This window comes from Oleiphilus sp. HI0128, assembly GCF_001635365.1.
In genome coordinates this window covers 1-1,518 of record NZ_LWGG01000945.1, presented here as the reverse complement: position 1 = coordinate 1,518, position 1,518 = coordinate 1, and the positions used below count along the sequence as shown (strand labels likewise).

Annotated in this window: 4 protein-coding genes; 1 reads left to right on the top strand and 3 read right to left on the bottom strand. The window is 38.5% G+C overall.

Going from position 1 to position 1,518, the window contains the following annotated elements; translation table 11 throughout:
• Together A3763_RS30165 and A3763_RS15415 are read right to left on the bottom strand one after the other, a co-directional pair.
• Window positions 1–164: transposase (locus A3763_RS30165; protein WP_156492056.1), on the bottom strand; the 164-nt coding region annotated here is incomplete at its 3' end.
• Window positions 165–218: 54 nt separating this feature from the next.
• Window positions 219–494, bottom strand: a complete 276-nt coding sequence (locus A3763_RS15415; RefSeq protein ID WP_068760203.1) for a hypothetical protein — start codon at window positions 492–494, stop codon at window positions 219–221.
• Window positions 495–756: 262 nt separating this feature from the next.
• On the opposite strand from A3763_RS15415, the gene A3763_RS15410 reads away from it, so the two are divergent.
• Window positions 757–1,242 (top strand): JAB domain-containing protein, encoded by a 486-nt coding sequence (locus A3763_RS15410; protein ID WP_156495115.1) that lies wholly within the window; start codon window positions 757–759, stop codon window positions 1,240–1,242.
• A gap of 93 nt (window positions 1,243–1,335) precedes the next feature.
• Here A3763_RS15410 and A3763_RS28755 read toward each other — a convergent pair.
• Window positions 1,336–1,518, bottom strand: a 183-nt coding sequence (locus A3763_RS28755) for a hypothetical protein (protein ID WP_197482932.1), incomplete at its 5' end; no start/stop codon positions are given.

Genomic DNA, 1,518 nt, shown 5'->3' with positions numbered 1-1,518 from the left:
CTACTTTTTGTCACACTTGAACCTGGTAATTGAAATTTATCTCGCCAGGAATACAAGGTGGATAGGTTTATGTTTTCCTGGGCTGAAAACGTTCTTAATGATAACCCACTTTCAAGCCACTTCTTAACAATGGCTTCTTTAAACTCTTTTGAATAATGCTTCACTCATATTCTCTTACCGCCTCCTATTCAATTATTAAAAATTAACAGAGGCGACAACTATCCTGACACAGGGGGATCTGGATAGTTTGTTTCAAAATATTGAAACACTGACCTTAGCTGAAAAGGCTTTGTTAACTGTTCGGGATCATTCGGTTTGAACGTAGTTATCAATGTGAATGATTCCAACGAAGAAAAATCAAACTCGCTTAGTAAGTCGTTCATATCGTTCGCTAAAAATGGCGAAACAACGATGAAACCTGTTGGTTGATCTTCTAGCTGCTTTTTAATATCTGAAAGATGGCTTCTCAAGCCAGTATTAGAAATAAGATCCATTTTTCCCTGCTTAATTTTTAACTTATATATTCAGAGCATCTCATCAACTATGCCTGAAGAATACATTAATTCATCTTTTTTTAGTAATCGCCCAATACCAGTTGATTTCAAGCAACTCTAACCCTCGAAGTCATCAATACAAGCATTCCCTATCGGTGTTAGCTGGCACCCGTGTTACCCGCTCCGGTTGGCTAACATGCTTGTATCACTGCTTTTAACGAGTGTTCTAAACGTGCCCATCAACAAGCTAAAGGGCATAACAATGAAACAAGAAAACATTCAAATCAAAGATACTCACGGCAACTACGTAATGGTCAATTCTGAAGATTTAATTTCAGCAACAATTAACCATATTCAAACAACATTTTCTCATGGTTTGGCCATTACCAGCTCAGCCAGCGCAGCGAATCACATCCAAGCATTAATTGGCCATCATGAACACGAAGTTTTCTATGCGATCTGGCTAAACTCTCAGCATAATATTATTCATCATGAGCAGCTCTTTTCTGGAACAGTCGATGGGGCAAGTGTCTATCCACGCGAAGTTGTGAAAGCCGGTCTAGCCTGCAATGCAGCCGCAGTCATATTCGCTCACAATCATCCAAGCGGTCACACTAAACCATCTCAATCAGACATCGATATTACGAAGAGGCTCAAAGAGTCACTCGACTTAGTTGATATTCGAGTTCTTGATCACATGGTGGTTGGATCGAATGTAGTATCCATGGCTGAGAGAGGGCTAATGTAGCCCTTTTTCGGTAAACAGAAATAAAACCTAAGTATCTACTTAATATGTTGATAGATTTTATAAAACGTTGTCGTGAACAAGGAAACAGAAATATCAAAACCTCTCTTTCAGTCGCAGCGTTACTGAATTACCAATTTCTTTAGAGACAATATTCATCATATTCCAAGCTTTATCGATATATTCACCAGAAATATTTATTTTATTATTCTTTTTTGATATTCCGTCAATAACCTCTGGAAGTTTGCTCTTTAAATCAACCCCGCCGTCATGCGCCCA